This is a genomic window from Halorubrum sp. FL23 (assembly GCF_052439115.2).
GTDB lineage: Archaea > Halobacteriota > Halobacteria > Halobacteriales > Haloferacaceae > Halorubrum > Halorubrum persicum.
The window spans coordinates 21,923-46,670 of sequence record NZ_JBQVRO020000005.1; the positions used below are offsets into that span (position 1 = coordinate 21,923).

16 protein-coding genes, 1 tRNA gene and 1 pseudogene are annotated in these 24,748 nt (G+C 68.0%); 12 read left to right on the plus strand and 6 right to left on the minus strand.

All coding sequences use genetic code 11. From position 1 onward, the window contains the following. The first annotated feature begins 98 nt into the window (after nt 1-98). The 3 genes from ACT4MF_RS07520 (at nt 99) to ACT4MF_RS07530 (ending at nt 2,129) form a co-directional block, all read left to right on the plus strand. Nucleotides 99-338: a hypothetical protein gene (locus ACT4MF_RS07520; protein ID WP_444682351.1), complete on the plus strand. Its 240-nt coding sequence runs from the start codon at nt 99-101 to the stop codon at nt 336-338. Nucleotides 339-451: 113 nt separating this feature from the next. Further along, nucleotides 452-979 carry a hypothetical protein gene (locus tag ACT4MF_RS07525; RefSeq protein ID WP_444682350.1) on the plus strand — a complete coding sequence of 176 codons (528 nt, stop codon included), beginning with the start codon at nt 452-454 and terminating at the stop codon, nt 977-979. Between the two features lie 655 nt (nt 980-1,634). Next, on the plus strand, nt 1,635-2,129 hold the full coding sequence (locus ACT4MF_RS07530; protein WP_099254007.1) for a CBS domain-containing protein: 495 nt from the start codon (nt 1,635-1,637) through the stop codon (nt 2,127-2,129). Nucleotides 2,130-2,142: 13 nt separating this feature from the next. On the opposite strand, the gene ACT4MF_RS07535 is transcribed toward ACT4MF_RS07530, so the two are convergent. Beyond that, nucleotides 2,143-3,258: an Rv3195/Rv3626c family protein gene (locus ACT4MF_RS07535; RefSeq protein ID WP_444682349.1), complete on the minus strand. Its 1,116-nt coding sequence runs from the start codon at nt 3,256-3,258 to the stop codon at nt 2,143-2,145. 114 nt (nt 3,259-3,372) lie between these two features. Here ACT4MF_RS07535 and ACT4MF_RS07540 point away from each other — a divergent pair, with 114 nt between their 5' ends. From ACT4MF_RS07540 to ACT4MF_RS07550, 3 genes and pseudogenes are all read left to right on the plus strand, one after another. Beyond that, nucleotides 3,373-4,437, plus strand: a complete 1,065-nt coding sequence (locus ACT4MF_RS07540; protein WP_444682348.1) for a M28 family peptidase — start codon at nt 3,373-3,375, stop codon at nt 4,435-4,437. A gap of 121 nt (nt 4,438-4,558) precedes the next feature. After that, nucleotides 4,559-4,633: transfer RNA gene (locus ACT4MF_RS07545), tRNA-Glu, on the plus strand. A 175-nt stretch (nt 4,634-4,808) separates the two neighbouring features. Continuing rightward, a pseudogene (locus tag ACT4MF_RS07550) lies at nt 4,809-5,221 on the plus strand (alkaline phosphatase PhoX); the annotation flags it as partial. 580 nt (nt 5,222-5,801) lie between these two features. Here the strand turns inward: ACT4MF_RS07550 and rdfA are convergent. Next, a complete protein-coding gene (rdfA, locus tag ACT4MF_RS07555) occupies nt 5,802-6,428 on the minus strand; it encodes a rod-determining factor RdfA (protein WP_444682347.1) in 627 nt (208 codons plus the stop codon). Between the two features lie 251 nt (nt 6,429-6,679). Between rdfA and ACT4MF_RS07560 the strand changes: the two genes are divergently transcribed. Continuing rightward, nucleotides 6,680-8,194: a phosphoenolpyruvate carboxykinase (ATP) gene (locus ACT4MF_RS07560; protein WP_444682346.1), complete on the plus strand. Its 1,515-nt coding sequence runs from the start codon at nt 6,680-6,682 to the stop codon at nt 8,192-8,194. A gap of 159 nt (nt 8,195-8,353) precedes the next feature. Here ACT4MF_RS07560 and ACT4MF_RS07565 read toward each other — a convergent pair whose 3' ends face one another. Continuing rightward, nucleotides 8,354-10,282, minus strand: coding sequence for an archaea-specific SMC-related protein (locus ACT4MF_RS07565; protein ID WP_444682345.1), 1,929 nt, complete (start codon nt 10,280-10,282; stop codon nt 8,354-8,356). Nucleotides 10,283-10,994: 712 nt separating this feature from the next. Between ACT4MF_RS07565 and ACT4MF_RS07570 the strand changes: the two genes are divergently transcribed. Genes ACT4MF_RS07570 through ACT4MF_RS07590 form a run of 5 tightly spaced genes read left to right on the plus strand, consistent with a single transcriptional unit; the run spans nt 10,995 to nt 18,443 of the window. Further along, nucleotides 10,995-12,095: a hypothetical protein gene (locus ACT4MF_RS07570; protein WP_099254012.1), complete on the plus strand. Its 1,101-nt coding sequence runs from the start codon at nt 10,995-10,997 to the stop codon at nt 12,093-12,095. A 54-nt stretch (nt 12,096-12,149) separates the two neighbouring features. After that, complete coding sequence (locus tag ACT4MF_RS07575) at nt 12,150-13,172, plus strand: hypothetical protein (RefSeq protein WP_099254013.1); 1,023 nt, start codon at nt 12,150-12,152, stop codon at nt 13,170-13,172. 1 nt (nt 13,173) lies between these two features. Next, the gene (locus ACT4MF_RS07580) at nt 13,174-13,809 is read left to right on the plus strand and encodes a hypothetical protein (protein ID WP_099254014.1); all 636 of its coding nucleotides are present in this window, start codon (nt 13,174-13,176) and stop codon (nt 13,807-13,809) included. After that, nucleotides 13,802-15,547: an ATP-binding protein gene (locus tag ACT4MF_RS07585; RefSeq protein ID WP_444682344.1), complete on the plus strand. Its 1,746-nt coding sequence runs from the start codon at nt 13,802-13,804 to the stop codon at nt 15,545-15,547. Before ACT4MF_RS07580 ends, ACT4MF_RS07585 begins: the two co-directional genes overlap by 8 nt. Then, nucleotides 15,540-18,443 carry a hypothetical protein gene (locus ACT4MF_RS07590; protein WP_512053246.1) on the plus strand — a complete coding sequence of 968 codons (2,904 nt, stop codon included), beginning with the start codon at nt 15,540-15,542 and terminating at the stop codon, nt 18,441-18,443. The genes ACT4MF_RS07585 and ACT4MF_RS07590 overlap by 8 nt, the downstream gene beginning before the upstream one ends. A 57-nt stretch (nt 18,444-18,500) precedes the next feature. Here the strand turns inward: ACT4MF_RS07590 and ACT4MF_RS07595 are convergent, their stop codons facing one another. Genes ACT4MF_RS07595 through ACT4MF_RS07605 form a run of 3 tightly spaced genes read right to left on the minus strand, consistent with a single transcriptional unit; the run spans nt 18,501 to nt 24,742 of the window. Next, entirely contained in the window at nt 18,501-20,783 is a 2,283-nt protein-coding gene (locus ACT4MF_RS07595) for a hypothetical protein (RefSeq protein WP_444682342.1), read from the minus strand. Next, the gene (locus tag ACT4MF_RS07600) at nt 20,776-21,801 is read right to left on the minus strand and encodes a hypothetical protein (RefSeq protein ID WP_444682341.1); all 1,026 of its coding nucleotides are present in this window, start codon (nt 21,799-21,801) and stop codon (nt 20,776-20,778) included. Before ACT4MF_RS07600 ends, ACT4MF_RS07595 begins: the two co-directional genes overlap by 8 nt. Nucleotide 21,802: 1 nt before the next feature. Continuing rightward, entirely contained in the window at nt 21,803-24,742 is a 2,940-nt protein-coding gene (locus ACT4MF_RS07605; protein ID WP_444682340.1) for a hypothetical protein, read from the minus strand. Between the last annotated feature and the right edge of the window lie 6 nt (nt 24,743-24,748).

Sequence of the window (24,748 nt, forward strand, 5' to 3'; positions counted from 1 at the left end):
AGATCGAGTTCAACGACAACACGGACGACCAGGAGACCGCCGATGACTGATCCAGAGCGCGCGTCCGAGGGTATGACGACCACGGAGGGGCCGTGACAATGCGCTCGTTCGCTGACACCGAAACCCATTTCGCGATCGTCCCGTCGGGCAGTCAACCCTCCGCGGACGGGGTCTCGATCACGGAGCCGAAGTTCCTCCGCTGTGACGAGTGTGGCGCGCAGGTCCGGATCGACGGGCCAGAGGGTTACACGACGACGATCGACAACCTGCCGCACGAGCGCAACTGCCCACAGCGCGGCGTGACGAGTCAGTACTTCGAAGAGCAGCTCGTACGGTAGGCGCTCTCTAGAGACGTACAGCGGGTGTCTCGAAGGGTGACACCGAGGCGGTTCGGGTTCGCTTCTTACCCCGAAAGACAAGAGTTACAAGCGATTTTCCGTAATATGAGCTAATGAAACAGCGTCCAGGCCGTCGATCGTTCCTCGCAATGACCGGCACCGGTGCAAGTGCAGCCCTTGCTGGGTGCTCCGGCCCGACTGGCCAGTCGCAAGCCGAGGGTAACGAGGGGACAACACCCGACGGAGAGGCAACACTGACGATCCAAATTCGAGGGGATCAAGAAGCGCTCACCAGCTTCCAGGAAGAGCTGCAGACAGAGCTTGAGAATGGGAACATCACTCGAACGGAAGCACAAGAGGAGTACGAGAGTAAACAGCAAGAGCTGATAACAAACGCTACAACCACGTACAAAGATTCTGTCGCGGATGCTGACGCCGTCGCAGTCAATGACGTTGCACCGGAGGTTGGCCTCCTGCGCCTCACCGCTCCCGCAACGACGTTTGTGAACGGGCTCGAGGACGGCGATCTGGCTGCGGTTCTTCCCAACGAGTACTACGATCAGTACCTCCAGCAACAACAGATTCAGGATGCGGTTGAAGACCAAGCAGCAAACCAGGAGAACAATTCGACGAGCAACTAGTTCCTCCCAGCGCGACGTGACGAGTCACGACTTCGAGGAGCAGCTCATGCGTAGGATTCCCGTCTTCAGTTCCATTCCGGAAGCGCAGCGGCGCTTTATTATCTCACCTCTCAAGTATCTTCAACTCAATTGTATTTAATACAGAGTATTCGATGACGAGACGCCGCCAGCGTCACCCGTGAGAGTATCCAGACGCTGCGCGTGGCCGTTAGCTCGCACCGAACGCAAACACCGACCCATGATGCCGACATCAACGACGCATACAAGCAGGTTCACGCCAGCGTCCGTGAATCGAACCTCTCGTGACTGCCGTTTCACCATCAGTTCTGTACGAGCTGATCCGCGACATCGGCAAGGTGACAGGCCGACAGTTCCACGCGCGATACGAAGGGACACAAGAGTGGCGCCACGATCACGGAGCGGAACGCGAGCGTTCAAAGTGCGGCCCGTACTTTTTCGAGATACACATTGTCGGGACTCGCGGCGGGCCTAGTGACCGGGACAGCAACGTCGGACCGCGACTCGACCATGCCGGATCGGTGTAACGAGTTGATGGGTACTGTTCGTGTATTAATACGTTCTCTGTCCGACTCCATCCCCGATCGGCGCGGGCGTGGTCGAAACGCCTACCCCTGAGCGACGCGACGGCGACCGTATGCAAGCGCGTGACCTGATGGAGACAGATGTCAAGACGGTCGCCCCGGACGACGACGTGGCGGACGTGTTCAAGAAGTTCGCTCGGTTCGACTTCAGCGGGTTCCCGGTCGTCGACGACGAGGGGGGGCTGGTCGGCGTCGTCACCGAATCCGACCTCGTCGACCTCTTCGAGCCGGACGACGAGACGCTGTGGATCCCGATCGGCCTCCCGCCGTTCGTCGACACGCTCACGTATCAGGTGAAGGCGCCGTGGGGCGATCTCGATCTCGGCGTCGACATGGTCCGGAACGCCGACCGCCCGATCTCGGACGTGATGAGCATCGACGTGGCGACCGTCTCGCCCGACACCGACGTGAACGAGGTGCTCGACCTGCTCGCCGGCGACGACCCGAACATCAACCGCGTGCCGGTCGTCGACGATGACGGAGCGATCGTCGGCATCATCGCCCGACAGGACGTGATCCGGGCGTTCCGCGACAAGCGCCTGACGTAACGCCGCCGCCCGTTCAGGGATCGACCCGGGACAGCCACGCCGCGGGGTCGTCGAGCTCGTCGCCGGTCGGGAGGTTCTCCGGGCGCTCCCAGACCGCGCTCGCCGCCTCGATCCCGCGGACGTCGGCGACCGCGCGGAAGAAGGCGGCGCCCCGCTCGTACTGCCGGCGCTTCAGGCCCAGCCCGAGGAGCCGGCGCGCGAGTCGCTGAACCGGGCCGCCCCCGCCCCGGCGCTCGTCGAGCTTCCGACGGAGGTCGGCGTACTCGCCGTCGAACGCGCGGTCCATCAACACCTCGGCGTACCCCTCGACCGCCGTCATCGCCGCCTGTAGCTCCGCGAACGGCCCGGTGTCGAGCGCGTCGACCGGCAGGCCGCCCGCGGTCAGCCCGTCGCTGCCGGCGACTCCCCCCTCACCGCCGGCGAACCCCTCGATCCCGCGCTCGACCCGCGATTCGAGGTACTCGGGGAGCCACGGCGCCGCGCCGAACTCCGCCGCGTGCGTCACCTCGTGGAAGGCGATCCAGCGCCGGAACCGCGGGAAATCGACGTCGAGCGACGCCGCGACCGCGACGATGTTCGGGTGGACGAAGTAGAGCCCGTGGTCGGCGTCGGGCTCGTCGGCCAACAGGAGCGGGTCGTACTGGCCGAGCACGTTCCGCGCTAAGAACCCGAGCGTGAACGCCATGGACCCGGTGTTGGCGATCCGCGAGAGGTCCCGCGCGAACCCGCGCGTGAGGTCGCCGCCCGGCACCCCTGCGGGCCCTCCGGTCGGCTCGACGATCCCGCCGGTCGGCGAAGTCGCTGACCCGACCGACGCGTCGTCGCGCCCGGTCGCGGCCGCCTCGATCGGCGCCATCACGTTCCGAAACGTGTCGACGCTGGCGTCGATCCAGTGGTGCCGGTGCTGCACCTCGATCATGTCGGGCACGTCGAACTCGATCCCGGCGACCTCGCGAAGCCGGGAGCGCGCGTCGCGTACGTCGGTCGCGTACCCCGCGCGATCCGCGTCGGTGAGCGCGAGCGAGCCCGGATCGGTGCTCGCCTTCGCGGCCGCCGCGGCCCGTTCCCAGTCGACGACGCCCGGCCCGCTGGCCTCGGAGACGGTCCGGAGGCTTCGGAGGATGTCCATACGGACCGGAGGGGGGCGCGCCTCAAGTCCCTTGTGTCGGTTGCGAGGGGAGAGCGAGCCCGTCGCGCTGCCCGGTATCGGCGGTTTCTTGCGACTCCCCGGATCAGCGAGCGTATGCGCGACGCACACAGAGCGTTCCTCGACGATCTGCTCGCGACCGCCAGCCCGTCCGGCTTCGAGACGCCGAGCCAGCGAGTCTGGACCGACTACGTCCGCGGGTTCGCCGACGAGGTCTCCGTCGACGCCTACGGCAACGCCGTCGCCGTCCACGAGGGCGATCCCGACGCGCCCACCATCGCGCTGACGGGTCACGCCGACGAGATCGGCTTCATCGTCCGCGACGTGCTCGACGACGGGTTCCTCCGGATCGCCCGGATCGGCGGCTCCGACCGCACCGTCTCGAAGGGCCAGCACGTCACCGTCCACGCCGACGAGCCCGTCCAGGGCGTGATCGGGCAGACCGCGATCCACCTGCGCGACCGCTCGGAGGACGAATACGAGGAGATCGCCGAGCAGTTCGTCGACATCGGCGCGGCCGACGCCGAGGCGGCCCGCGAACACGTCGAGATCGGGGACCCCGTCACCTTCTCGACCGAGGTTCAAGAGCTCGTCGGCGACCGGATCGCCGCCCGCGGGATCGACAACCGAACCGGCACGTGGGCGGCCGCGGAGGGGCTCCGGCGGGCGGCGGAGCGCGACGCCGACGCGACCGTCTACGCCGTCTCCACGGTGCAGGAAGAGGTCGGACTGAGAGGGGCTCAGATGGTCGGCGTCGACCTCGACGCGGTGGACGCGTTCGTCGCCGTCGACGTCACCCACGCCACCGATAATCCAGACGTCGACAGCGAACACCGGGGGCCGGTCGAACTCGGCGCCGGCCCCGTGATCGGTCGCGGGAGCGCGAATCACCCGGTCCTCGTCGACCTCGCGCGCGACGCCGCCGGCGCCGACGGCATCGACGTTCAGCTACAGGCGGCCGGGTCGCGGACCGGCACCGACGCCGACGCCTTCTACACCGCCCGCGGGGGGGTCCCGTCGCTCAACATCTCGATCCCGAACCGGTACATGCACACGCCGGTGGAGGTGATCGACACGAGCGACCTCGACGCCGTGGCCGATCTCCTCGCCGCGATCGCCGACGGTGCCGTCGACGCCGCCCCCTTCGCAGTGGACGTGTGAGCGACGCGTCACGCCGGCGGCAGCGAGACAACTGGGCACGGTAAACCGGGGCACGGCGGGGTTGAAACGGAACTGTTTTACAATATCCTGCCATACCGGTAATTGCGTCGAACGGACGCGCGCTCTGGTGGTGTAGTCCGGCCAATCATATCACCCTCTCACGGTGATGACCTGGGTTCGAATCCCAGCCGGAGCATCCTTTTGCTGTCGTCGTTCTGTGAGTGTGAACTGATACCGCGATCACCGACGCCGCTTGCCGGAGGTCGATGCGAGTTGGAGCGTCGGTGACCCGCGTGAGCCGAGGGACCGCACGGCGTCCGCCCGTCTCTGTTGTCGATCCGAGCGGTATATACCCACAATAGGTTTCAAATATACCGGAGGGTGAGACGCCCGGTGTCCCGAGCGTCAAAGGGGATCTCAAGCGCCTCTCGACGGCGGCCTTCGGAGCGGAGGTGACGGGAACAACGACGACTTCCCGGAGGTCGGGATCCCCGACACCCAAGCGAAACAGCGCCGGGTTCGGTCCAAGGCCGGCGACTACGAGACCCTCGTTCGGGGGCGCGAGCCGATCGACGGCGGCGAGGAGCTGCTCGGCGTCGCGCAGACCACGGACGGCACCGACATCAACCAGGACGACTTCGCGGGGACGCAGTACGGCGCCGCGGCGACGAACCCCGACTGTAACCGGTTCGTCGCGACGGACGAGGAGGGAACCGAGGAGTACCTGTTCACCAACTGGGTGAACAGTCCCGGCTGCATCTCGCGGGTCTTCATCAGCCAGGACGCGGACGACGGGAGCGCCTTCACCCCCGCCACGCAGCCGGGCACGGTGACGGTCGCCGAAAGCGGCGCCGGAAGCGACGCCGACCAGTCGACCGGTGGCTCCGCGGCGGACGGGGCCGGCGCCGAGTCCACGGCGAACGACGTGCCGCGCTCGCCGGTCCTGCCCCTGATCGCCACCGGAATCGTAGCAGCCGCCGGCGCCCAGCGACGAGACTGACGGGAACAGACGCAGGTCGCGACCGGCGGTTCGCCGTGGCGGAGCGGCGATCCGTCGGGACGCGGCTCCGACGACCCGTCCGACGCGTCACCGGCCCACCATCACCGTTCCACTCCATGAGTTGGACAGTTCGACTCCCGAGAGCAATTCGGATACGGAAGATGGATCGCGATGCGCGGCGTGACCCGACGCGGTCGATCTCGAACGACGGTTCACCTGGCGGGGCAGGGGGAGTCGACGGCTGCGGTGCGCGGTTCGATGCCACCTTCTGTGGCGAGACCTATAAGATTTATACACTATATGTGAAACTGATAGCTTGACGCAGTCAGCGCCGAACTCCCGATCCGGCGAACCGATCGCCGACTCACTCGTCGCCGTCGCCCTCGGACGCAGCCGTACAGCCGCAGCCGCCCCGTCGGATCAGCTCCCCGACCGGTGCGTCGGCCCCGCAGTTCGGGCAGACGGCGCGCACGTCGACGAGCACGTCGTAACCGTCCCGGTCCAGCTCGCCCGCGTTCGCGAGCGACGAGACGGCGGATTCGGCGACCGCCGAGACCCGGCCCTGGAGCTTCTCGATGGTCTCGACCTTCCGATCCGCCATATTTTCATCTGCCGCCGGGAGGCTCGCCTCGCGCTCCTGCGTGAGGTACGTGTGGATCGCTTGGTGGGTGACGAAGTCTCCGGTGAGCTCGTCGACGTCAACCCCCTCGCGCTCGAGACGGCGACGCGCCCGCGTCGACGACGATCCGGATTCCCCGCGGAGAGCGTCGTAGGTGGTCGACACGTCGACGCTGAGCGACGAGACGCCGACCTCGCGGAGAGCCGCCTCCAACACCGCCTGGTTGAACTCGTCGGCGAGGTCTCGCAGGCTCGTCCGCTCGCCCGCCTCGCCGGTCCACGCGGCCTCCAAGTTCGCGCCCATGTCGTCGAGACCGTACTCGCGGATCACCCGCGCGACCTTCGTGTTCGCGCCACTCGCTTCGGTGGTCATACCCGGGTTTCGGCCCCGAGCGTGACAAAATCATCGGTGTCCGGGCTCTCGACGGGACGAGAGATCGCCGATCGTGGTTGGATTATATTCCATATTTCATATGTTTTTGCGTATTAGACACTCTACGTAAGTGATCGTCCGGGAGTTCACACGTCCTCTGACCCCACCCGACGGCACCCTACGATCGGCGGGAGTCGGAGAGTGTTCTCCCGTTCAGTACCCTTATTATACTCTCGCTCGCAATGCTGTACATGGCCTCTCATAAACCAGTCCCGGAGCCCACACAGTATCCGGATCCGGCGACGACAGAGCACATCACGTACAACCCCTCGTTCGCGGAGCTGCGCGAGCTATCGGCGGACGAGGAGGTGACGACAGAGCACGGGTCGCCGTCGTACGTGAGCGACTACCGGTCGCGGAGCGCCGATGCGACGGCGAACACCGTCGACGACGACTTCGACGACGCCGATTTCGACGTGTTCGCGCGCGGGGTCGAGTGGGTCAACGATCCGGACAACGACGTGGTGTGCGTCGATCGGGTCGTCGGTCGACACGAAGAGGCCTCGTACGTGTGCCGGCTGTTCCTTCCCGCGGAGTACAGCCGGATCGCGCTCTCGTGGGCGAAGCTCCTCGAACCGGCACAGGGCCGACCGGCGGAGTTCGTCACGGTGCAGTTACCCGACGCGACGGACGATCCGAAGATCCGCGTCGATCCCGAAGCGGGCGTCACGACGGTCCTGGGAAGCGATTACACGGGCGAGGCCAAGAAGTCGTTCCTCCGGCTGTTCATGCGCCGTGCCAAACAGCAGGGCGGACTGGGCCTCCACGCGGGGAGCAAGCGCGTCACGCTCGCCGACGGCGACGACACCCGGACGGTCGGGCAGGTGTTCCTCGGACTCTCCGGCACGGGGAAGTCGACGCTGACCAGCCACGGGCTCTGGCTCGACGAGCCGGAGGGCGTCGAGATGATCCAAGACGACGTCTGCGCGCTCCTGCCGTCGGGGACGGTCGCCGGGAGCGAGGGCGGCGGCCTCTACGTGAAGACGATCGGGCTCGACGCGTCGGAACAGCCGGAGCTGCACAGCGCCGCGACCGACGAGAGCGCGGTCTTGGAGAACGTCGCGGTCGACGACGACGGCACGGTTCACTTCGACGAACCGCGGTACGGCCGCAACGCGCGGGCGACCATCCGCCGAGACCGGCTGGAGAGCTCGGCCGACGACATCGACTTGAATCGCGTCGATCAGGTGTTCTTCATCACCCGGAACCCCCTCATGCCACCGATCGCGCGCCTGGACCACGAACAGGCCGCGGTCGCGTTCATGCTCGGTGAGTCGGTCGAGACGAGCGCTGGCGACCCCTCGCGAGTGGGCGAGCCGATCCGGGTCGTCGGGACCAACCCGTTCATCGTCGGCTCCGAGGGCGGGGAGGGGAACCGATTCCGCGACCTCATCGCCGACCTCGACATCGAGAGCTACGTCATCAACACGGGCGCGGTGGGGACCGACGATCCGATCGACGTCGGCGTCGAGGAGACCGTCGCCGTCCTGGAGGGAGCCGCCCGGAACCGCATCGAGTGGGAGCGCGACGAGGACCTCGGGCTGACCGTCCCGAGCAGCGTTCCGGGGATCGACATCGGCCGGTTCGCCGTCGCCGATCGCGTCGACGACTTCGAGGCCGCTCGGGACGCGCTCCGCGAGGACCGCCGGGAGTACCTCGCCGGGTTCGAGGACCTCGACGACGAGATCCGCGACGCGCTGTACTAGCGGGCGCACCGGAACGCCCGAATCGGACGACTGCGGCGGGAGCGGTGAGCCGGGGGCTATGAGGGTTCATCATTACGCCCTTAGTTTTGTAATGTATCGACGCCGATGCGGCGGAGTCGTGAGAAGCGAACGGCGAGTCGCTCCGCGCGAGACGGAGGGTCAGTCGATGCTCTCGACGTAGGTGTACTCCTCGGAGAGGGCGGCGGCGTCCTCGGGCAGGAGCGCGGCGAGGAGGTAGTCGGCGTGCGTCCGGAAGTAGTCGACGACGCGCGCGATTCGGTCCGAGTCGATCGCCTCGAGCGAGTCGAGCAGGACGAACGGAACCGTCTCGTGGACGTCGTGGACGAGGTACCCCGCGAGCGCGAACACGAGCCCCGTCACCTCCCGCTCGCTCTCCGAGAGGTGGTCGACCGTGTCCTCGTAGGCGGTCCCGTCAGGCGACGAGCGGACGATGTGGAGGTCGAACCGAGTCCGGGTGACCTTCCGGCGCCCCTCGCGGACCTCCGTCTCTCGGCGCTCGATCCAGATCCGGTCGAGATTCTCGTACTCCAAGATGTCGAGGACCGTCGCCATATGCTCGTTGAACTCCTCGACGGCGTTCTCCTCGATCCGGTCGACGCGCGTCCGCAGCTCCGTCAGTCGGTCGGCGAGCGCCTCGCGCTCCGCCTTCAGCTCCTCGCGCCGCTCGATCGCGGCCTCGCGCTCGTCGATCTCGTCGTCGATCTCCTCGATCTCGTCCTCGAGCCGCTCGATCCGGAGCTCGATCCCGTTCGCCTCGCGGTGGAGCTCCAGCGCCTCGTCGTAGCCGTCGACGTCGATCGACTCGGCCGCCGCCTCCAGCTCCTCGATCTCCGCCTGTTTCGACTCGATCTGCGCTTCTAACTCCTCGATTCGCGACTCGGTCGACTCGATCTCCGTCTCGACGGTGTCGAGCCGCTCCTCGGCGCGCTCGATCTCGCGTTGCGCCTCGCGGATCGACGACTGCTTGTCGGTGAGCTCCTGGATCTCCGCTCGGATCTCGTTACGCTCGTCGAGCTTGTCGGAGCGGAGCTCCCGAAGCCGGTCGAGGGTCGCTTCTATCTGGTCGGTTTCGACCTCGGACCCGCAGGTCCAACAGACCGTCTGGTCGCCCGCGGTCAGCGCGTCGGTCGGGTCATCACCGGGCGTCCCGTCGTCGATGTCGATCCCCGAGCCGTCCACCATGTCCTCGTTGAAGCCGATGACGCTCCCGAGCTCGTTGATGTCGTCGTCGAGCGAGCGCTTCCGGCGGCGCAGCTCGTCGATCCGGCCCGCGAGACGGTCCGGGTTCTCCTCGGGAGCGTCCGCCTCCTCGACCGTCTCTTGAAGCGTCTCGCGCTCCGATTGCAGCTCTGTAAGCGTCGAGCGCTCCGTTTCCAAGTCGAACTCGAGGTCGTCGAGGGCCGACCGAGCGTCGCGGACTCGCTGGAACGCCTCCTCCATCTCCTCCTTGCGCGTCCGGCTCTCCTCGACGCCGGCGTCGAGGTCGTCGAGCTCCTCGCGGACCGATTCGAGCTCGGCTCGTGCCGCCTCCAACTCCTCGACCTTCTCGCGGCGGTCCGCTTCGAGGTCGGGCAGGTCGCGTTCGAGGCTGTCGAGCGTCTCGATCTCGGACACCAGGTCGTCGCGTTCCCGCTTGCACTCGCGGATCTCCGCGTCGATCGCGTCGGTGTCGATCGGACGCATGATGATCTCGCGGAGGTCGTCGCCCCGCGCCACCGCCCGGCGCGCCTCGTTGTTCTCGAGCAGGAACGCGAACAGGTCGGCCAGTTCCGGGTCGTCGAGGTACGGGTCGCCGCCGAACGCGATGGAGTCACCGCGGCGCTGCAGCGTTCGGGTGTACGTCTCGTCGCCGAGTTCCAGGGTCACTTCGCCCTCCTCGGCGTCACCCTTCAGGGAGCTCTGCCGGCTGCCGAGTCCGGCCATCAGCGCCTGCAGGAAGGAGGTCCGGTTCGTCGCGTTTCGTCCGGTCAAGATCGACACGCCGTCCGGGAGCGTCACCGACGCCTCGTCGATGCCACCGATGTTCCGAACATCGACGCGGACGGCGGATTTCGAAATCTGAGACATCGATATGCATTCAGAACGACGGTCGCGATGTTAAATCTATGCTTCGCGTGACGACCCGCGCGGCTTCGTGCAGCGACCCACGGCGCCTCGGCGACCGGGAGCCTCTCGTCGCTCCAGCGGTGGTTGCGGCCCGCCGAGACTGCCGGGGAGACGTTTCTGTGATCGAATAGTTCTAGGATATGTTAAGAGCCCAGAAACGTCGGTGACCCGCGGCCGGCGACATCGATCCGAACGGCGGAGCGAGTCGATCCGCGCCGAACGCCGCCGCGATCGTCTGTCTCGTCGATGAAAAGAGCCGAAATCATAGGGATAATCGCACAGCCTACCATAATTAACTAACATGTGGAAAATACAACCACAATTAAATTGCAAAGAAATAAAGTGGCGTCACGGAGCAACGACAGATAGGTTTCCTCAGAGAATCGCCCGAAATGGGCGATCTGGCGAACAGCCATCGGGAGGGGTCCGGCTTTTAAGAAAAAGTGTCAGAAGTAAAAATAATAACCTAAATTTATCATTCCGGAGTCAGACCGTCGCTCGGGCGATCGGATACTCCGACGGACCCTCCGATTTTCCCGCGAACCGCGTGGAGCCGACGGAGGGCCCCCGGCCCGAGCACGGAACGCCGCGGCGGTGCGGGGTTCGGGTCGGGTCGGGACGCCGGCCATCGTGTTCGCAAGGTTTAGTATGAGAGCCTGTCACGCATGTGGTAATGACGATTCTGCCGGTGGATACGGACGTCCTCGAGGACGTCTGTCGAGATATCGCCCAAGACAACTACGGGTTCGTGTACGTCGCGGACCAGAAGTCGGAGATCAAGGCCGGCTACGAGAACGCGGACGTCGGAACCCTCAACGCCGGATCGCTCGCCGCAAGCGACATGCGAAAGGCGCTCTCGGAGATGTCGGGTGACGAGTTCGTCGACCTCGAACAGCTCCGAGACGGGGTGTACTACGTCGACCCCTTCGGCGTGAAGGGGAACATGAACATCACTCGGGAGCTGACGAACCTGTTCGGCCAACGGCTGGTCGTCACCGGGGAGACGCTCCGCTCGCGGTTCTCGCTGGCGATCGACGACCTCGACTTCTTCGTCGACGAGCTCACCAACCGCGACTACCTCCGCCGCATCACGGCGGGCAAGCGCGACTACTACACGATCGGTCCGAAGCTCAAGGAGCACGCCGACGACGTGGGGCTGGACGCGCGTCTGGAACGCGAGGCGTCGAACGGGAAGATCGCCCACAGCGACCTCGAGAGCGTCATCGACGTGAACGCCACTTCCGACGTGATCCGGTACCTCGACCGGGAGGGGTACATCGTCGACCTCGACGGCGAGTACCTCGTCGAGGAGGCGATAGACGAGTACGCGGAGTTCCTCGCGGACGAGATCGAGGAGACGGTCGGCGAGGAGTTCGAGGGGTCGCACCACGCGCTGCGCGTCGGAGAGTTCGAACAGGTGGTCGAGAACGCGATCGACTCCCGGTTCGACGTGCTGTCGGCGGCGCGGAGCGTCCGGCCGGAGATACTCAGGGAGACGCGGTCGACGCTCGTCGACCGGCTGGGGCTCGCCGAGGGCCCGGAGATCGTCACGGTGGAGGAGCCCTTCGACCGGCTCGTCGACGAGCGGGCCCGCCGGATTCTCGGTGAGGTGAAGGGGAAGTACGACGTGTTCGCCTCTCCGTCGGAGTTCACCGAGCGCGCCGAAGAGCAGTTCGACGAACTCCGGGTCGCCCGCGACGACCGCGTCAACGAGCACGTCCGCGAGGCGGTGATCGACCGGTACGAGACCGTCGTCGCCGACGAAGAGTTCTGAAAGCCGATGGAATAATGTGGATTGACTGATTTATACAGACTCAACGACTACCGAATGACTCGCAAATATTCCTTCGAAACCAAGACGATCAACGGTCAGCAGTTTGTCATCGCGGACGGGCGTGGTCAGTCCTCCGAACCGATCCGCGTCCGAGCCGACTGGATCGAGAGCGACGACATGGAGGGGAAGTGGGAGGATCTGATCAAGCAGATCGTCCAGCCGGAGAACATCGACCAGATCGACATCGACGAGGGGCACGGCGGGATCAACCGTCGGGAAGCCGTCGAGGCGCTCGCCGGGGCGACCGCCGACGGAGAGACGATCGTGTCGAGCGAGCAGCAGGCCGACGTGCTCGTCGAGTACCTCGCGGAGGAGGACATCGTCGAGATCGAGGGCGAAGAGCTCGTGCTGTTCCGGGACCCCGACGAGGAGAGCCTCAACAGCGCGGCGCTGATGAACTGGGCGGCGCTTATGTCGGCGGTGATCGAGAGCATCGACGAACACCTCGAACGGGTCGAAGACGCGAAAGAGCGGTTCCAGGAGACCGTCGACACGCTCGAAGTCGAACAGCAAGACTCCGAAGAGCGCCTCTCGAAGACCGCACAGCGGATCCAGAACCTCGGCCCCGGACAGGGCGTCCCCGACCCGGACACGCTGAGCGACGAGGAACGCCAGGAGTACACCCAGCTCAAGGAGCACTACCTGTACCTCCAAGACATCGAGAAGGCGAAGTCGGAGAACTTCGTCGAGAACGTGAGCGCCGGCGTCGATCAGATAGGGATGGCCATCGAACGGCTCGAGGCCGCCCGCGAGGCGTACGACATGTTCCACAACAACACCCGGAAGGCGGCGCTGAAGAGCTCCGTGTTCCCGGAGGAAGCGCTGGAGTTCGTCGACAACGCCGGGAGCCTGATCAACGAGCTCGCCGGGCAGGAGGAGAGTCAGGCGGACGACGTCGCTGACGAGGACTTCGCCGAGATGATCGAGGAGAACCACGGCGAAGCCGTCCAAGAGCAGGCCGCGGAGACGGCGAACCTGGCCGAGACCGCAGAGGAGGCAGCGGGGTTCAAACGGTAGGATGTACGCCTCATCGTTTATCGAGGCGTTCGAGACCGTCGAGAGCGCCGTCGAGCGCGCGCTCTCGCTCGACACCTACCGGCGAGCGGGCCGGGTTCGCCGGATCCGGTCCGAGGCGGTGGCGGCGGTGGACGATATCGCCGAGCTGGCGACGGTCGCCGTGGCCGGGGTAGAGCTGTCGGGGTACGGAGAGTGGGAGACCGACGACACCGTCGAATCGGTTATCGCGGCCCGGATCGCGGGCCGCGACGACCCCGACCTCGCCGTCGAGGACATCGACCGCGCCGTGAGCGCCGATCGCCTCGTCGAGGAGGCGGGAACGGTTCTCGTCCCGTTGACCGAGGGCTCGGGAGCGATCCGAAACTGGTGGCTCCTGGCGGACGCGCTGCGCGACTGGCTCGCGGATCTGATCGACGACGCGAGGCGGCTTCACCGCCGCGCGTCCGTGGACGGATCTGATCTCGTGGAGACCGCGTTCTGGACGCTCCTGGACCGGCTGGTCGCGCTCCGTGAGCTGCTGGACGAGGCGCTGACGATGGGCGAGTTCGTGTACCGGTCGACCCGGCGGGAAACGTTCGAACTGCTCACCGACGTCGGTCGGATCGCGGGAACGATCACGGAGCGGACCCATGCTTAACATCAAGCCGATCGCGCTGTCGCAACAGCCGACCTCGCACGTCAAGATCGGCGATTCGAAGATCAGCGCGTCGACCGAGGTGGTGCAGCTGAAACACAAGGGGATCGGCGCGTACTTCTACGTCAACACCGTCGACGACCTGTTCAACGACATCGGGAACGAGGTCCGCGTCCACGAGAACGTCGAGCGGCTGTTCGGGGGGTTCGACCGGAGTCGGGACTTCCTCGTCGACACCGATGTCTCGATCGGGGAGGTGCCAGACTGCACGTCGGTCTCGATCCACGCGGAGACCGACGAGAGCGAACTGGAGGCGTTCCTCCGAGAGAGCAATTACCTCCTCCACCCGATCGAGGAGGCGGTCGAGCGCGGCGACCGCCTCGAGACGTTCGATCCGGTCGAGCTCGAACCGTCCGGCTACAACACCCTACGGGTGACCGACGAGACCGAGATCGAGTTCGTCGACACCGGGGAGTACCGCGAGCGCAAAGCGATGTCGGACTCCCGGTCGAGGGGACCGGGAACGGGCGGACAGGGCCGCGGCGGGCAGGAAGAGGATGACGAGGCGGTCCAGGTGTCGCTCGAGCCGAAGAAGCCGACGGTCAGCTTCGAGGAGGACGTGGCCGGGCTGCCGGAGGTGAAACGCACGGCGGAGAATCTGCTGGCGCTGTTCGACCCCGACGTGCGCGACGAGGTCGTCGACCGCTACGGCGACGAGTTCGCCTCGCGCGGCAACAGCATGCTGCTGTACGGGCCGCCGGGCTGCGGGAAGACGCTCGTCTCTGAGGCGATCGCCTACGAGGCGAAGTACAACTCGAACATCGAGGAGAGCTACGGCGAGGTGAAGTTCCTCGAGATCAAGGGCAGCGACGTGCTCTCGAAGTACTCCGGGGAGTCGGAGAAGCGCGTGGAGGCGATCTTCGAGAAGGCGCACGGGATCGCACAGGACGGGTTCGCCGTCCTCTTCTTCGACGAGGTCGACACGCTGATCCCGGACCGCGGCGACGACTCGCTCCAGCGCCACGAGCGCTCGCTGACGAACGCGTTCCTCCAGGAGATGAACGAGATCGAGGATAACCTGCTGGTGATCGGGGCGACGAACATGCCATTCACGATCGACCCGGCCGCGACCCGCCGGTTCCCGATCCAGCAGTTCATCCCGCAGCCGGAGACGGAGGTGATGGCGCAGGTGTGGCGAAAACACCTCGCGTCGATGCACGGGACCGACGAGATCGACTACGATCGGCTCGGCGAGCTGTCGACCGGATACACGCCGGCGGAGATCGCCGACCGGGTGCTCGGAAGCGAGCTCCAGCGCGAGTTCGTCGAGAGCGTCCACCTTCCGGACCGAGAGCCGATCGAGCCGACGACCGACTACTTCGCGGACCGGCTCGGCGAGACCGAGCCCAAGACGATCCGCCAGTACGTCGCCAGCGTCCGGACCCAGATCGACGACCTCGAAGGGTATCCGGAGCTGCGGCGGTACGTCGAGGAACAGGCGGAGCGACTGGACATGCGGCTAGGCAACGAGCCCTCGTCGCTCGAACAGCTGTTCGGCGGGGAGGAAGGCGACGACGGGGGCGGTGGCGACGACGGGATCGGCGGTGGGGGAGGCGGCGAGCGCGGAGGCCAGAGCGGCGAGGGACCGAGGGCGGAAGGCGACGCCGCCGGGGGGACCGAGGACACCGGACCCGTCACTGAGACCGCCGAGGCGGAGGTCGGGGGTGACGGCCGTGACTGACGGCTACCGGCAGGTCGGCTCCTTCGAGAGCGACGCCCCGTCCGCGGTCGGGGTCGGACGCGACGTGATCGCGTTCGGGCTCGGCGCCCGGATCACGCTGGTCTCCGGGCGAGAGCGGACCGCGATCGACCACGGCGAGCCGATCGTCGATCTGGCGGTGGCGGACCGCCTGCTCGTCCTCTCGCCGGAGACGCTGACGGCGTACTCGCTCGACGGAGACCGGGTTTGGAGCCACGACGCGGTCGACGCGTACGCCGTGGCCGGCGCCGAGTCTCGAGAGTGCTGCGGCGTCCTCGACGCGGACACCCTCCGGTTCGTGGAGGTCGCGAGCGGCCGCGAGCGGTTCGCAGTCAGCCGGACCCGCCCGGGGACGCCCGACGACGCCTTCCTCGCGACGCCGACCGGCTTCGTGATCGCGACGTGGTCGTTCCTCACCGCGGTCGACGGCGACGGCGAAGTCACGTTCGACCGCGATCTCTCGGCGGTCGTTCGGAGCGTCGGCGTCTGCGGCGGGACCGTGGTCGCGGCGCTCCAGAGCGACCGGCTCGTCGGGCTCGACCGCGGGAGCGGCGAGGACAGCTGGCGCACGGAGCTGGACGCCCGACAGGTCGCGCCGGTGGGGGACGGGTCGGTGCTGGTCAGCGCGGCCGACGGCGTGCTCGACGTGGGGCCGGACGGGGCGACGGAGACGGTCCCAGACCTCCCGACCGGCGACGTGTACGCGACCGGGGACGGCGCGGTCGTCTGCTCGGTGCGCGACGGAACGATCGCGACGTACGTCCCCGACCGGGATCGGGTCGACGTGGCGCTACTCACCGACTCGGTCGGGGTCGGGGGGACGGTCGACGTCGAGGTGTCGAACCCGACCGAGCAGGAGCGGACGGTCGATCTCGCGCTCGACGTGGACGGCTGCTCGCTCTCGCCCGCCGAGCGGACCGTGACGGTCGCCGGTGAGGGCTCCGAGGTCACCGACTTCCCCGTCGCGTCGGTGCGCCGAGAGGGGCGTGCGGACGCGACGGTCGCGGTCGACGGCAACGAAGCCGGACGCGGGACCGTCGAGGTCGAAGACGCGGCGAGCGGCGGGCTCGCAGTCGAGACGGCCCTCCACACGGCGCGGATCGACGACGGGGTCGCCGAGATCGGGGTGACGGTCGAGAACGTCGGGGGCGTCCCCCTCGACGCGGTCCGGCTGTTGGAGGCCGGCACCGAGGCGGCCGGCGTCGCCCCTGGAGACACGTGGGAGGGGACGGTCACTCGGCCGTACGAGCCCGACACCCGGGTGTCGGTCGGGCTCGAAGTGACGCGCGGCGACCGCCGTCGGGAGTACGCCCCCACGTGTACGCTCCCGTCGCGGCCGACGATCGACGCGGCGGTGGAGCGCGACGCACTGCGGGCGACCGTTTCGGTCGCCGACGGCGTTCCGGTCGAAGACCGGCTCGTGGTGGAGATGCCGGGGGCCGGGCGCGTGCGGTCACCGGTGACGATCGACAGCGACGAACTGCTGCTCCTCGTCCCCCAGTACGAGTCGGGGGTGGCCCGGATCGCGCTCGACGCGCTCGACGCCGAGGAGCGCGTCCGCGTCCCCGGGAACGGAACGTTCACGACACCCTCGTCGACCGGGGGGCGCGACCGCGACCGGTCGCGGTCGTCTCGCGATCGCGGCTCGGAGCGGAGCCGGACGGACGAATCAGAGGAGAGCCGGAGCCGGACGGACGAAGCGGCGAAAAGTCGGAGCCGGTCGAGCGAAGCGACGAGCGGCCGAGACGAGGCGGCGTCAGGGCCCGCGTCGACGGGAACCCCCGCCGAGGATCGAGCGGAACCGTCGGCCGAGGCTCCGACGGAGGGGCACTCCGCGAGCCGATCCGAAGGCGGACCGTCCCTGTCGGTGACGCGACACGCTCCGGACCGCGCGCCCGGGATCGGCCACGCGGTCCGCGATCGGATCGTGGTCGAGAACGAGGGGGAGTCGACCGACTCGGTCGAAGTCGCCCTCGACGACGGTGAGCGCCTCTCGCTCGGCCGCCTCGACCGCGGCGAGACCGCGTCGATCGACCGATTCGTCGCCGCGGGCGAGGACAGCGAACTCGCCCTCCAGTCGGTCGCGGTCGAGGCGAACGGAACGGTCGTCGGCGAGGTCGACGCCCGGCGGCTCCCGGTGAGCGACGACGCGGTCGGCGTGGTGGCGACGGTCGATCCGGCCGACGGCGCGCTCACGGCCGCGGTCGAGAACGGCACCGACCGAGCGTGTCGCGTCACCGGCGTCGACCCCGGACCGGACGGCGGTCGGGCGCCGCTCTCGACCGCGGTCGACGCCGGCGCGAGCGCGACCGTCTCGGCGACGGTCGCAGAGCGCCCGGCCCCCGGCGACGCCGTCCCCGTCTCGTTCTGGGTCGAGTCCGACGGCGAGGAGCGTCGGATCGACGTGTTGGCGGCGGCCGACGGGGACGCGCCGGCAGCCGGTGGAGAGCCGGCGCTAACTCCGGGGATCAGCCCGGACACTCACGTCGCGGGCGAGTACAGCTCGGTCGTGCTCGCGTTCGAGAACGACGGCGACGAACCGCTGACGGACGTTTCGGTGGTCGCCGACGGCGACCCGATCGACTCGATGTTCTACTCGCCCGCCCGTCGGGATCGCGTCGCTCCCGGCGGTCGGATCGAACACTACGTCGACCTCGAGTCGGGGTACGCCGAGCCGAGCTTCGAGGTCACCGTCTCGTACGCGGTCGACGGGACCGAGCGGGAGTACGCCGCCCGCGCCGCCGGTCCGGCCGGAGAGGACGAGTCCGCGTGGACCGACGATCTCCTCGCCGCGTGGTCGCTCGATCGGATCGACGCGGCGACCGCGTCGCCCGAGGTCCCCTCCCGACTCTCGACGCCGCTGCGGAGCGAGGACTGAGAGCGCCGCCGACCGCGGTCGTCCGTCTCAAAAAAGTCGCCGTCGCGGTTTCCGGACCTACACGAGGAAGTCGCCGCTGACCGACTCCCGCGTGTCGCGGACGTACCAGAACATCCGCCTCGCGGTTCGGAGAGTCAGTCCGACCGCGACGAGCGCGTAGACACCTATCGCGCCGAAAAGCGAGTATCGGGCGATCCCGAGCGCCGTGGTCCGCGACTCGTGCTCGGCCCTCACCTCCTCGGCGCGCGTGGTCTCGCCCGCGCTCTCGAACGCGTCGATCGCCTCCTGATAGGTGGCGTCGATCGACGCCGTCCCCGCCACGAACGCGTCGTAGTTCGCCGGGTTCAACAGGAGCGGCTGGCCGAGGACGACGACGAACTGCTCGTCTTCCATCCGGCTCCACGTGCTCTCCGCCTCCTGTACCGCCTGTTCGCCGGCCGAGACGGAGTCGGAGTAGCTGCTGAACGCCTCCTCCGCGTCGCTTTCGAGCTGGTTCGCGCGCTCTTCGTCGCCTTGCAGGAGCGCGATCCGCGCGAGCTGGCGCTGCGTGGTCGCCTCCTCGATCAGCGACATATCGCCCGATTCGAGCCGGTCCTCGTAGTACGCCTGCTGTTCTTGGATGAGCCGATCGAGGTCGCCCTCCGCGTCCGACTGAGCGGTGTTCGCGAGTCCGCGGAGCTCCTCGTTTTCGAGCCGATCGGCCTGGAGCCCCATCGTGTTGTACGCGGCGGCCGCCCGGATGATCGCGGACTGCGCTTGGGCGTTCTCGCCGTTCTCCAGGTGGCCGTCAGCCTCCGCGACCGCCTCGGAATACAGCGTCACCGCCTCGCCGAAGGTCAGCACGGTGGAGATCTCCTGGTTCGCGCTCGCTCCGCTCCGGAGACGCTCGTCCATCCGGTCGACGAGTTCGAGGGTACTGTCGGCGACGGCCGTGTCGTACCCGGAGAGATCGTTTCGGATCGGTTCGAGGTCGAGCGGGACCGGCGAGGCCGTGACCTCGATGGTGGCGTCGTCGCTGTCGCCGTCGACGTTATACACCCATTCGTAGCTCTCTCCGAGCTCTGCGCTGGTATCGAACTCCAGCGAGAACGTGGCGTCAGCGCTGCCGCCCGCGCTCACCGAGCTCGGCGCACTCTGGAGCGTGAGCCACTCCTCCGGGCCGTCGGTGAGCGTCGTGTCGACATCGTTGACGTCGTTGTAGCCGAGCTCCTCGCTGACCGTCACGGTCCGGCCGTTGGCCTCGCCGATCGCCACGTCACCGATATCGGCGTTGTCGGCGACGAGGCGCGTCTCGTGGACGATATCGAAGCTTCCGTCGAGGCTCGCGTCGTCGCCGTCGAACCCGGGCGTGTCCACGGTCGCGGAGATGTCGTACGACCCTTCCGGGAGGTCCCGGTCGGCGGTGACGCGGAGGGACGCGTCCTCGGTCGACTGCCCGTCGATCTCGTTCGGCGTGCTCGAGGCCGTCACGGAGACACCCGCGTTGGGCGAGGACGCAGAGACGCTGCCGACCTCGATCGGGGTGTCCCCGTCGTTGGGGATCTCCAGATCGATCGTCCGGGTCAGCGTGTCGCCCCCGTCGCGCGGCTCGTCGAACGTGAACTCGTCGTCGCCGAGCTCCAGCTCACCGAAGTAGCCGGGGTAGATGGCGCGGGCCTCGACGTCGACCTCGCGGGTCGCGTCTGGGTACCGCGAGTCCGACAGCTCGACGGTCCACTCGAGGTCCTCGTGTTGCGGCGCGTCCGAGTCCGGGGTCACCGTCCAGTCGACGGTCCCGCTGCTGCCGCTGACGGAGGCGCCGCCGGAGAAGTCGAGATCCGCGTCCTGATCGCCGCTCACTTCGGTGATCTCGACCCCGTTGAGCGACCCGCCGCCGCTGACCTCCTCGACCGTGACCTCGCCCGAGGCGGTTTGCCCGACGAGCACGTCGCCGAGGTCGAGCGGCTCGTCCTCGAAGCCGGCGAGCGGCGGGGTGTTGACCGTCAGGTAGAACTCGAACGGCTCGCCGTTGACGTTCCCGGAGACGGTGCCACTCTCGGCGTCGAACCCGGCGGTGATGTCGAGCGGGACGTCGGTGGTCGTCCCCGGTGCGAGGTACGTGTCCGCGCCCGAGACCGAGACGCCGGACGGCTCGCTCGTGATCGTCACGTCGGCGTTCGTCCCGTTCTGGCCGCTGTTGGTCACCTGAATGTCGTGGCTGTCCGTCTGGCCGTCCGTCTGGACATTCATCGTGTAGTCGCTCGCCTGCACGTCCGAGACGTTGGCCGCGCCGACCGCGGGCGCCGCGAGCAGGCCGAGGACGACCGCCACCACGAGGGCGGCGGAGCGCCGCTTAGACATCGCCGTCACCTCCCGAGACGATCGACCCGATCTGGGCCATCTCGTAGGTCCGCCGCCAGAGGAAGATCCGGCCGAGCACCACCGTGCCGATCAGCCCGACGACGAGCCCGTAGCCGACGAGTATCGAGGCGGAGGCGACGCCGAGGGAAAGCCGCGCGTCGCCCACGTCGTCCGCGAGCGCGCTCAGTTCGGCTGTGCGCTCGTCGAGGCCGTTCTCGCTCGCGTCTGCCTCTGCCGACCGCACCTCCGAGAGCACGTCCTGAGAGGACTGATAGCGCCCGAACGTCTGGACCGGGTTGGCGCTGCCGCCGATCGCCCCGGCGACGGTACCGCAGTCGAGACACTGATCGAGGAAGGCGCCGGCGGTGGTCTCCGCGTCGTCCATCCGCTCCACCGCGGCGTTGTACTCGGCCGAGAGCTGTTCGGCCTGCAGGTTGAACTCCGCGGCCTCGTTCGGGCGGTTCGCCCGTTCGTACGCGGTCGCGGTCATCGAGAGCAACTCGATCCGGTCCGGCGTCCGCTCGGCCGCCGATGCCTGATCGCGGAGGCCGTCGCCGAGGCTCGCGTAAAAGCGGGTCACCGCGAGGTCCGCGAGCGTCGCTTGGGTCTCCTCGTAGGACTCCAGCTCGTCGATCGCGGCCTCGGCGTCCTCGGCCGCCGCGAGACTCGCTTCGTACTCGCCGGCGCCGGCGCGGTCGTACGCCTGCTCGAACGCCACCATCGTGTCGAGCACCGCGTCGAACTCGGCGCGGTCGTCGTCGTCGAGCGTCCCCACCTCCTGCGCGCGGGAGACGGCGAACGTCCGGATCGTTTCGAACTCCTCGTACTCCTGATACGCCTCGGTCCCCTCCATCGAGCGGAACGTCTCGAAGTACTCGTTCGCGGTCTCCGGCTCCTCCTGTGCGGCCGCCGTCCCGGCGCCCCCCGCCGCGATCGACGCGAGGACGAGCAGGCCGGCGAGCGCGCAGGCGACCACCGTCCGAGTCGTCCGCGTGCGTGTTGTGCGTGTTTCGGTCATGTCAGAACACCGTTCGTGTGAGCCGCTCGCGGAGGGCGTCGTGCTCGAACAGCTCCTCGACCGCGTCGAGTAGCAGCAGGGACGTGTAGCCGATCGCGACCGCCTCGGGACCGCGGTCGGCCTCGCGCGTCAGCTCCCACGCGCGCTGTTGCATCTCTCTGGCCGGCGCGATCTCCGAGAGCTCGCCGCGCCGGTCCTCGATGAGGCCGTCGACCGCCTCGTAGCGCTGCTTCACCTCGCGGCGCTGCGCGCCCGAATCGGCTTCGAGCCGGTCGAGCAGCTCCGCGAGGTCGAAGGTCCCGCTCCACCGGACATCCGCGTCGGGCATGTCGGCGCAGGCGGCGAACAGGTCGACGTTCCGCTTCGTCGTCATCGCCTCGGCGATCGCGTCCGTCGTCCGCTCGGCCGCCGCGAGGATCCCGTCGACCGCGTCGCCGGGATCGGCCTCGCGGCCGACGAACTCGTGGCCGGCGTCGGGCACCGACTCGGCGACATCGAGCATCGACTCGACGACTGAGGCGTAGTAGCGCGGAATCGTCCCGTCGCGGCCGCCGCCCTCAGAGACCGACCGAACGTCGCGTCGGATGCGGTCGATCCGGTCCCGACGGTCGGCGTCGAGCCGCCACGTGAACCGGGCGTCGACCTCCGCCCGCGCGGTTCCGGACTCGCGCACGGTGACCGTCGTCTCCGTTTTCTCGTACCCGTCTCCGTCCGCGAGCGTGGTCTCGACCCGGTACTGGCCGATCGGCAGCGTCCGCTCCTCGAGCGTTCCGTCGGCGTTGGTGGAGACCGTCTCGACCTCGAAGCGGTCGGAGAGGAACTCGTCGTCGGGGACGATCCGGATCGGAACCGCTCCGACCGCCGTCCCGTCGACCGTGGCCGACCCGCGGAGGCGTCCGGTCCGGCGGTCGAGTTCGACGGTCGGGCTCGCGTTCTGCCGGAACCGGACCCGTTCCGTGGCGTCGGCGTACCGGTCGTGGGACACCTCGATCTCCGCGTCGGTCGCGTCCTCCGGCGGGTCAAGCGTGACCGCGCCGTTCCGGTCAGTCGTTCCCGAAATGCCGGCTTCGCCGCTGATCGTCGCGTCGGCGACGGGCTCGCCGTCGACCGCGTCGACCACGGTGAGCGTCGCCTCAACCGGGATCGTCAGGGTCGCCGCCGGATCGTTCGCGTCGACCGTCTGGACGTTCGAGCGCGCGGAGCCGTGGCGCGCGTACACCTCCCAGGTCCCGGTGCCGGGCAGCTGGATCGTCTCGCGGCCGCCGCGCACGGACACCGGGTCGTACCGGTCCCGTCCGTCGGGCTTCCGGTAGTGGACGCTGACATCGCCGCGGAAGAGGTCGGAGCCGTCGGTGACGGTCACCTTGGCGGCGAACGGGCCGGACGCGGCGACGACTCCGGGTTTCCGCGAGGCCACCACCGTCGGTACCACCGGGGTCACGGCGGCACCGATCACGACCCCGACGAGCCCGACCCACTGGAGCGCCGTTCCAAGGATGGTGATTGGCGCCAGCGCATGAACCGCGAGGAGTGCGAGGAGTGCTAACGCGAGTCCCACCCCCCCGAGTATGAGCTTCGACACGATGTCGGGAACGTCGTTTTGGAACTGGGAGATGATCCCGCCGAGCCCGAGCCCGACGACGATCGGAACCAGGAGCACGGCGAGAATCGGGAGGATGCCGCCGATCGCTCCGACGGAGCCGGCGGCTGCGCTGCCGCTACCGCCGCCCGATTCGAGCGACGCGGCCACGTCGCCGGCGGCGGTCGACAGCAGCAGCGTCTTCGCGCCGCTCAGGTCGGTCTCCTCGGGAGTCAAACGCCCCTCACTACCGATTTCGCCCTCGATATCGGCGTACGTCGAGCCGCCTTCGTCGCCGGCTCCGACGACGGCGCCGTCGACGGCGAGTCCCGCGAGCGATCGGTCGAAGCGGAGCGTGCCGTCGTCCGAGAGCTCGGCGTCGACTTCGGGCGGTCCGGAGTAGGTGATCGGGTCGTCGTCGGTGTAGTTGGCGAGCGTGGTCCCGTCGGCGGTCGACACGCGGATCGCGGTGTCGTTCGCCGACAGTCTCGACAGTTCGAGGTAGCCTTCGTCGGTCTCCGCGGCGGTGGCGGTGTAGCGAGCGTCCTCGCCGACGGTGCTCGCGTCCACCGTGTACGTCTCGCCAGAGGCGAACAGCGGGTGCCAGAGCGCGAGTCCGTCTCCCCGCGAGCGCAGTTCGGGTTCGATCTCCGGTTCGTCGACCACCGGACCGGCGCTCGACAGCACCCGGAGGTCGAGCGTCTCCCGCGAGTCGCCGACCTCGGAGAGCAGCTCGTCGCGGTCAACGGTGAGTTGTTCTCCGTCTCCGTGAACGGTCCCCGTCACGTTCGCGGTCTCGCTGCCGTCGACGTCGATGTCGACCGTGTCTCCGTCGGGCACGCCGACGGTGCCGGCGGCGTCGAGGGGGACGTAAAGCGTATCACTCGCGTTTTCGGCCTCTCCTTCGCCGATCCACGCCGGGCGGTCGTCCGCGAACGCGACCGCGTGAAGGGGAACCGACGTGCCGTTCGTCAGCTGCACGGCCGTGGCGTTGTCGCCGCTCGGATCGACGGTGACGGTCACCGTCGCGTCCCGCAGGTCGGTGCCGTTGACGGATCCCGACGCGGGGTCCGTCACGTCGATTCGGACCGTGTTACCGTCGCTCCGCGTCGCGTTGGCTTCGTAGCTGATCTCGGGGTCGGCCGGGTCGGTCACCGCGACGGTGACCGTCTCCGGATCCTCGACCTCCGAGACGTTGACGACGAGGTCGGTTCCGTCGCGTTCGAGCGTATCGTCGGCCGAGGCGACGCCCGGCGCGAACCCGACCGCGACGAGGCCGACGAGGACCAGCGAGACGGCCACGATGGCGGCTCGCCGGGACGATTCGGACGCTGCGCCGGCCGGTGATTCGTGTGGGCTCATCTCGCT

What these genes read in the sequence shown, in the direction of transcription:
- ACT4MF_RS07520 (WP_444682351.1), top strand. Translation starts at nt 99, where the DNA reads ATGCGCTCGTTCGCTGACACCGAAACCCATTTCGCGATCGTCCCGTCG.
- ACT4MF_RS07525 (WP_444682350.1), top strand. Translation starts at nt 452, where the DNA reads ATGAAACAGCGTCCAGGCCGTCGATCGTTCCTCGCAATGACCGGCACC.
- ACT4MF_RS07530 (WP_099254007.1), top strand. Translation starts at nt 1,635, where the DNA reads ATGCAAGCGCGTGACCTGATGGAGACAGATGTCAAGACGGTCGCCCCG.
- ACT4MF_RS07535 (WP_444682349.1), bottom strand. Translation starts at nt 3,258, where the DNA reads ATGGACATCCTCCGAAGCCTCCGGACCGTCTCCGAGGCCAGCGGGCCG.
- ACT4MF_RS07540 (WP_444682348.1), top strand. Translation starts at nt 3,373, where the DNA reads ATGCGCGACGCACACAGAGCGTTCCTCGACGATCTGCTCGCGACCGCC.
- rdfA (WP_444682347.1), bottom strand. Translation starts at nt 6,428, where the DNA reads ATGACCACCGAAGCGAGTGGCGCGAACACGAAGGTCGCGCGGGTGATC.
- ACT4MF_RS07560 (WP_444682346.1), top strand. Translation starts at nt 6,680, where the DNA reads ATGGCCTCTCATAAACCAGTCCCGGAGCCCACACAGTATCCGGATCCG.
- ACT4MF_RS07565 (WP_444682345.1), bottom strand. Translation starts at nt 10,282, where the DNA reads ATGTCTCAGATTTCGAAATCCGCCGTCCGCGTCGATGTTCGGAACATC.
- ACT4MF_RS07570 (WP_099254012.1), top strand. Translation starts at nt 10,995, where the DNA reads ATGACGATTCTGCCGGTGGATACGGACGTCCTCGAGGACGTCTGTCGA.
- ACT4MF_RS07575 (WP_099254013.1), top strand. Translation starts at nt 12,150, where the DNA reads ATGACTCGCAAATATTCCTTCGAAACCAAGACGATCAACGGTCAGCAG.
- ACT4MF_RS07580 (WP_099254014.1), top strand. Translation starts at nt 13,174, where the DNA reads ATGTACGCCTCATCGTTTATCGAGGCGTTCGAGACCGTCGAGAGCGCC.
- ACT4MF_RS07585 (WP_444682344.1), top strand. Translation starts at nt 13,802, where the DNA reads ATGCTTAACATCAAGCCGATCGCGCTGTCGCAACAGCCGACCTCGCAC.
- ACT4MF_RS07595 (WP_444682342.1), bottom strand. Translation starts at nt 20,783, where the DNA reads ATGTCTAAGCGGCGCTCCGCCGCCCTCGTGGTGGCGGTCGTCCTCGGC.
- ACT4MF_RS07600 (WP_444682341.1), bottom strand. Translation starts at nt 21,801, where the DNA reads ATGACCGAAACACGCACAACACGCACGCGGACGACTCGGACGGTGGTC.
- ACT4MF_RS07605 (WP_444682340.1), bottom strand. Translation starts at nt 24,742, where the DNA reads ATGAGCCCACACGAATCACCGGCCGGCGCAGCGTCCGAATCGTCCCGG.